The following is a 6,638-nucleotide window of genomic DNA, read 5'->3' as shown; positions in this document are numbered from 1 at the left end:
CTCGCAGGGCGCCTCGACCGGTCAGTGGGCCGTCAACCTGACCTTCTCGGGCAAGAGCTCGGACGACTTCCGTGACGTCACGAGCCGCCTGGTCAAGCTGCAGGCGCCGCAGAACCAGTTCGCGATCGTCCTGGACGGCACGATCATCACGGCCCCCGCCGCCAACGCCGCGATCACGAACGGCAAGGCGCAGATCTCCGGCAACTTCACCGCGGAGTCCGCGAAGACGCTCGCCGACCAGCTCAAGTACGGCGCGCTGCCGATCAACTTCCAGGTGCAGTCGAACGAAAACATCTCGGCGACGCTCGGTACGGCGCAGCTCGTCGGCGGACTCGTCGCGGGCCTGATCGGCCTCATCCTGGTGATCATCTACTCGGTCATCCAGTACCGGGCACTCGCGTTCGTCACCGTCCTCTCGCTGGCGGTCGCCGCGGCCCTGACCTACCTCGTCATCGCGATCATGTCGTGGCGCGTCGACTACCGGCTCTCGCTCGCGGGCGTCGCCGGTCTGATCGTGGCGATCGGCATCACGGCTGACTCGTTCATCGTGTACTTCGAACGCATCCGCGACGAGCTGCGCGACGGACGCGGTCTCGAAGGCGCGGTCGAGGCCGGTTGGCGCCGAGCCCTCCGCACGATCCTCGCGTCCGACTCGATCAACTTCCTCGCCGCGGTCGTGCTCTACATCCTCGCGGTGAGCGACGTGAAGGGCTTCGCGTTCACGCTGCTCCTCACGACCCTGATCGACGTCGTCGTGGTGGTGCTCTTCACGCACCCGATGATGCAGCTCATCGCCCGCAGCCGGTTCTTCGGTGAGGGGCACCGGTTCAGCGGGCTCGACCCGTCGGCCCTCGGCGCGGTCTACCGCGGACGCGCGCAGTTCCGCGCACCGGTGGTCGACGGCAAGCGCCAGCGACGCAGCGCCGGTGAGGCGCAGCGCCGCCAGACCATCGCCGAGCGCAAGGCCCGCGAAGCCGCGGGCGACACCGGCAGCACGCCGGACGGGAAGGACGACTGATGGCCAGCTTCAGCCAGTTCGGCAGCGACCTCTACACGGGGAAGCGGTCGTACGACATCGTCGGCCGACGCCGCACGTGGTACCTCGTCGCGATCATCGCGATCGTGCTCTCGCTCGGGGTGCCGTGGCTCCGGGGCGGGTACCAGCTCGGGATCGAGTTCACCGGCGGTTCGGAGTTTACGATCTCCGACGTGAAGACCACCGACCAGACGATCGCGACCGACACCGTCGAGTCGATCGTCCCGGAGGGCATCCCACGCGTCTCCCAGCTCGGCCAGCACGGTATCCGCGTGCAGACCGGCCAGCTGACCGACCGTGAGACCACCGAGGTCCAGGACGCCCTCGCGAAGGCGTACGGCGTGCCGGACAGCCAGGTCGCCGCGACCTTCATCGGTGCGACCTGGGGTGCGGACGTCCTCGCGCAGGCGATCCGGGGCCTGGTGATCTTCCTCGCCCTCGCCGCCGTGGTCATGGCGCTCTACTTCCGTACCTGGAAGATGTCGGTCTCGGCGATGGTGGCGCTGCTGCACGACCTGCTGATCACGGCGGGCGTCTACGGCATCGTCGGCCTCGAGGTCACGCCCGCCGCGGTGATCGGCTTCCTGACGATCCTCGGCTACTCCCTGTACGACACGGTCGTGGTCTTCGACAAGGTCCGGGAGAACACCTCCCAGGAGAGCTCGCGGACGTTCACGCAGTCGGTCAACCTCGCCGTGAACCAGACGCTCGTCCGGTCGATCAACACCTCGGTCGTCGCCCTGCTGCCCGTCGCGGCGATCCTCTTCATCGGGTCCTACGTCCTCGGCGCCGGCACACTCCGCGACATCTCCCTCGCCCTGTTCATCGGCATCATCGTCGGCACCTACTCGACGATCTTCATCGCGTCGCCGATGTACGGCCACCTGCGCGAGAACGAGCCGAAGATCCGCCAGGGCCGACGCCAAGAAGGTGCAGGCGGCGGCGAAGCGGCAGCAGCAGGTCGACGCGACGGCCGACGTCTGATGGCGGTCGAGATCACCGACATCGACGTCGCCGAAGCCCGTCGTCGTCTCGCTGCGGGCGCGAAGCTCTTCGACGTGCGCGAGCAGTCCGAGTGGGACGAGGTGCACGCCCCCGAGGCGACGCTCGTCCCGATGTCGGAGCTCGTCGCCCGGTGGCAGGAGATCGACGGCGGGGACACCCCGGCGATGGTCATCTGCCACTCGGGTGGCCGCTCGGCCCGGGTCGTCGCGGCCCTCGAACAGTCCGGCGTCCCGGCGGTGAACGTCGCCGGCGGGATGACCGCGTGGGAGCAGTCGGGCGCCGAGGTCGTCCGCGGTGCTCAGAGCGAACCGCGTCACGAGCACTGACCGGACGCGCGTAGTCTTGTCGGATCGAACGCGGAGCGAATCCGCTCCGGACGAGGTCTCGGGAGGCGCATCATGACCGACACGCGCGAATCCACGCCGTCGGACGCCGCGAGCCGCCCGGCCTCGCCCGCCCGCCCGACGAGCCCCATCGGTCCGAACACGACCGGCAACATCGGGTCGCTCCGGTCGTTGCTGCCGCGCCTGTTCTCCCGCGCACAGCCCGCCGGCGCCGTGGACACGCTGATCCGCACGGTCCGCTCGCACCACCCGAAGGCCGACGTCACGCTCATCGAGCGGGCGTACTCGACCGCCGAGCAGGCCCACGACGGCCAGAAGCGCAAGTCCGGCGAGCCGTACATCACGCACCCGGTGGCGGTCGCGCAGATCCTCGCCGACCTCGGCATCGGGACGATCACCATCGCCGCGGCGCTCCTGCACGACACGGTCGAGGACACCGACTACCAGCTCGATCAGCTCCGTGCCGACTTCGGCGACGAGATCGCGATGCTGGTCGACGGTGTCACGAAGCTCGACAAGGTCAAGTACGGCGACAGCGCGCAGGCCGAGACGGTCCGCAAGATGGTCATCGCGATGTCGAAGGACATCCGCGTGCTCGTCATCAAGCTCGCCGACCGCCTCCACAACGCCCGCACGTGGGGCTTCGTGGAGTCAGCGTCCGCGACGCGCAAGGCCAAGGAGACGCTCGAGATCTACGCGCCGCTGGCGCACCGGCTCGGCATCCAGATGATCAAGCTGGAGCTCGAGGACCTCTCGTTCGCGGTGCTCCACCCGAAGCTCTACGTCGAGATCGACAGCCTCGTCAAGGAGCGGCAGCCGAAGCGCGAGCAGTTCGTGCAGAACGTCATCGGCACCTTGAAGAAGGACCTCAAGGCCGCGAAGATCCGTGGCGACGTGATGGGGCGCCCGAAGCAGTACTACTCGATCTACCAGAAGATGATCGTGCGCGGGCGCGAGTTCGACGAGATCTACGACCTCGTGGGCATCCGGGTGCTCGTCCCGACCGTCCGCGACTGCTACGCGATGCTCGGGTCCGTCCACGCCCGGTGGACGCCGCTGCCGGGTCGCTTCAAGGACTACATCGCGACGCCGAAGTTCAACCTCTACCAGTCGCTGCACACCACGGTGCTCGGGCCGCAGGGGCGGGCGGTCGAGATCCAGATCCGGACGCACGAGATGCACCAGCGCGCCGAGTTCGGTGTCGCCGCGCACTGGAAGTACAAGCAGCGGGTCACCGGTCGCGACGTCGACACCTCGAGCCAGGACGACCAGGACATGGCCTGGCTCGCCCACATCACGGACTGGCAGGCCGAGACCAGCGACCCGGGCGAGTTCCTCGACTCCCTCCGCTACGAGATCGGCGCGAAGGAGACCTACGTCTTCACCCCGCAGGGCAAGGTCATCGGCCTGCCCTCCGGCGCGACCCCGGTCGACTTCGCGTACGCCGTGCACACCGAGATCGGGCACCGCACCATGGGCGCCAAGGTCAACGGTCGGCTCGTCCCGCTCGAGAGCGCGCTGTCGAGCGGCGACGTCGTGGAGATCTTCACCTCGAAGAACCCCGACTCCGGCCCGAGCCAGGACTGGCTGCAGTTCGTGCGGAGCCCCCGCGCCCGGAACAAGATCAAGCAGTGGTTCACGAAGGAGCGCCGCGAGGAGGCGATCGAGCAGGGCCGCGACGCCATCGCACGCGCGATGCGGAAGCAGAACCTGCCGTTGCAGCGCATCCTCAGCCAGGACACCATCGCCGAGGTCGCCTCGTCGATGCGCTACGAGGACGTGTCCGCGCTCTACGCCGCGATCGGCGAGGGTCACGTGTCGACCCAGTCCGTGATCGAGAAGGTGCTCGGGAGCGTCCAGACCGAGACCGAGACGGACGAGCCAGAGCTCGCGTTCCCGCGACAGATCACCAGCCGGCAGCTGCGCAACAGCGACTCGGGCGTGCTCGTCCGCGGCGCCCCGGACATCCTCGTGAAGCTCGCGAAGTGCTGCACCCCGGTGCCGGGCGACCAGATCGTCGGCTTCATCACCCGCGGGCAGGGCGTGTCGGTGCACCAGGCGGCGTGTTCGAACGTCAAGTCGCTGATGAACGAGCCCGACCGGATGATCGAGGTCGAGTGGGCGCCGTCGTCGAAGTCGGTCTTCCTCGTGCAGATCCAGATCGAGGCGCTGGACCGTTCAGGCCTGCTCAGCGACGTCACACGGGTGCTGACCGACCACCACGTCAACATCCTCTCGGCGACGGTCTCGACGTCCTCCGACCGCCTGGCGCTCAGCCGGTTCGTGTTCGAGATGGGTGACACCACCCACCTCGACCGCGTGCTGAACGCCGTACGCCGGATCGACGCCGTGTACGACGTCTACCGCGTCAGCGCCGGCTGACGCGGCCCCGCGCCGGGCGCACAGAACACGGTGGCCATCCGCCGCTCCGCCTGGCGGGCCATCGGGACAACGCCGAGCCGTTCGAGGGCGTGCCGGAGGTCGTCGAGCGGTACGAGCCCGGTGGCGACCAGGCCCCGCACGGCGTCCTCGTCCGCCCGGTGCATGCGACCCGCGGACGGCCCCGGGGCCCGCAGCAGGTCGACCGCCGTGCGCAACGGGACCGTGAGGCGAAGCCCCGCCAGTTCCGTGACGTCCTCCGGAGCGAGTCCGACGTCACGGACCCGGACGGTCGGGTCGTCGACCCGCAACCGGACTCGTCCGGGCAGCACGCACTCGTGGGGGAGCGGCGACCGCGAGAGCGCTCCCCACACCCAGGCTGCGGTGCGGGTCGCGGCGACGAGCCGCCGGTCCGGCAGCGACCAGGCGGCGGCCGCGGCGCGCAGCGCCGCGTCCTGCGGCTCGGCCGGGGACGCCCAGCACTCGCCGACGGCGACGAGTTCGCCGGCCAGGACGGCCGCGCGGAGTTCTGCCTCCGGCCAGTCGTCGGTCGTCAGCAGGCGCGGTCGGGGCACCTCGTCATCCTGCCCGACGCGCGTGCTCCAGCCGGCCGCCTGTGGACAGGACGGGCGTGCCGGAGGGCTGCCGTGCCTCCCGGCCGCAGCGCGTCAGCGCCCGACGACGCCGCACGATCGCTCCCGGTCAGCGCAGCACGTCGGCGCGGTGCACGAGTGCCGCAGCGCCGATGAGCGGCCCGTCCTGCGACAGCCCGGTCGGGACGATCCGCACCTTCGTGACGAAGGGGAACTCGGCCCGCTCCGCGACCGCCTGCCGCGCGTACTCGAAGAGGTCGGGGGAGACGTGCGAGAAGCCGCCGCCGATCGCGACGACCTCGAGGTCGACCAGGCTCGTGGCGGCGGCGATCGCCTGCCCGAGCGCGCGACCGCTGCGCTGGACGGCGGCCACCGCGACCTCGTCACCCGCGGCGTACGCGGCCGCGAGCTCCTCGCCCGTCGTGCCGGTGAACCCCTGACGCTGCGCCCACGCGACCGTCTTTGGGCCGCTGGCAACGGCCTCGAGGCAGCCGGTCCCGCCGCAGGCGCACGGGTCGTCGAAGCCACCGCACTCGACGTGCCCGATGTGTCCGGCGTTGCCGGTGGGGCCGCTCACGGTCCGGCCGTGCAGGATCAGCCCGCCGCCGACGCCCGTCGACACGATCATGCCCATGACGTGGTCGGACCCCTGCGCGGCACCGACCCAGTGCTCCGCGAGCGTGATGGCGAGGCCGTCCATCCGGAGCGTCACCGGCACGCCGGCGGGGACGTGCTGCGCGACGCGGTCACGGAGCGGGTAGCCGCGCCAGACCGGCATGTTGAGCGGCGACACGAGACCGTTGACCTCGTCCACGGGGCCGGCCGACCCGATCCCGACACCGATGAGCGTCGCGTCCGCGGGCAGGGTCGCCAGGGTCGCGGTGACGACCTCGTCGACGGCGGCCTGCAGTTCGTCGGAGGTCCGGCCGGGGCCGGTCGGGCTGCGGTGCCGCGTCCCCGGCAGGACGACGCCCTGGTCGGTGACCAGGGCCGCCTCGACCTTGGTGCCGCCGAGGTCGACCGCCAGGGCGAGGGACGAGGACTGGGTGGTGCTGTCGGTCATGATCGCTCCGGTGCGACGGCCTGGAGGCTCACAGCACGTCCGGTGCGCACGCTGGCGCCCGGCGGGTGCTCGCCCCCGGGGGGGGGGGGGTGAGGGTCAGTAGGACGAGGTGTCGTCGCCGAGTGACGACGCGGCACCGGTCTCGGTGCGGTGCGCGAGCTCCTCCAGGATGCGGGCGGAGGCGCTCGTGCCGATGCGGTCCGCGCCGGCTGCGACCA

The 6,638-nt window shown here is 70.5% G+C and carries 5 protein-coding genes and 1 pseudogene; 4 read left to right on the top strand and 2 right to left on the bottom strand.

Going from position 1 to position 6,638, the window contains the following annotated elements; genetic code table 11:
• From secD to I59_RS11165, 4 genes and pseudogenes are all read left to right on the top strand, one after another.
• A partial coding sequence (gene secD, locus I59_RS11175) for a protein translocase subunit SecD (protein WP_022903933.1) occupies window positions 1-1,018 on the top strand: 1,018 nt, incomplete at its 5' end.
• A pseudogene (secF, locus tag I59_RS11170) lies at window positions 1,018-1,992 on the top strand (protein translocase subunit SecF); the annotation flags it as partial. The gene secD and the pseudogene secF, both read left to right, overlap by 1 nt.
• Before the next feature lie 27 nt (window positions 1,993-2,019).
• A complete protein-coding gene (locus tag I59_RS23485) occupies window positions 2,020-2,367 on the top strand; it encodes a rhodanese-like domain-containing protein (protein ID WP_261976559.1) in 348 nt (115 codons plus the stop codon).
• A gap of 72 nt (window positions 2,368-2,439) precedes the next feature.
• Window positions 2,440-4,767, top strand: a complete 2,328-nt coding sequence (locus I59_RS11165; protein WP_022903931.1) for a bifunctional (p)ppGpp synthetase/guanosine-3',5'-bis(diphosphate) 3'-pyrophosphohydrolase — start codon at window positions 2,440-2,442, stop codon at window positions 4,765-4,767.
• On the opposite strand, the gene I59_RS20950 is transcribed toward I59_RS11165, so the two are convergent.
• Window positions 4,746-5,339 (bottom strand): type IV toxin-antitoxin system AbiEi family antitoxin, encoded by a 594-nt coding sequence (locus tag I59_RS20950; RefSeq protein WP_022903930.1) that lies wholly within the window; start codon window positions 5,337-5,339, stop codon window positions 4,746-4,748. The two genes, I59_RS11165 and I59_RS20950, sit on opposite strands and share 22 nt — an antisense overlap.
• A 127-nt stretch (window positions 5,340-5,466) precedes the next feature.
• Complete coding sequence (locus I59_RS11155; RefSeq protein ID WP_022903929.1) at window positions 5,467-6,420, bottom strand: ROK family protein; 954 nt, start codon at window positions 6,418-6,420, stop codon at window positions 5,467-5,469.
• Between the last annotated feature and the right edge of the window lie 218 nt (window positions 6,421-6,638).

Source organism: Curtobacterium sp. B8 (genome assembly GCF_000333315.1).
Taxonomy (GTDB): Bacteria; Actinomycetota; Actinomycetes; order Actinomycetales; family Microbacteriaceae; genus Curtobacterium; species Curtobacterium luteum.
This window is presented reverse-complemented; position numbering and strand designations above follow the sequence as displayed.

Excerpts from the sequence above, each read along its gene's own strand:
- I59_RS11155 (WP_022903929.1), bottom strand. The coding sequence starts at position 6,420 with ATGACCGACAGCACCACCCAGTCCTCGTCCCTCGCCCTGGCGGTCGAC.
- I59_RS23485 (WP_261976559.1), top strand. The coding sequence starts at position 2,020 with ATGGCGGTCGAGATCACCGACATCGACGTCGCCGAAGCCCGTCGTCGT.
- I59_RS11165 (WP_022903931.1), top strand. The coding sequence starts at position 2,440 with ATGACCGACACGCGCGAATCCACGCCGTCGGACGCCGCGAGCCGCCCG.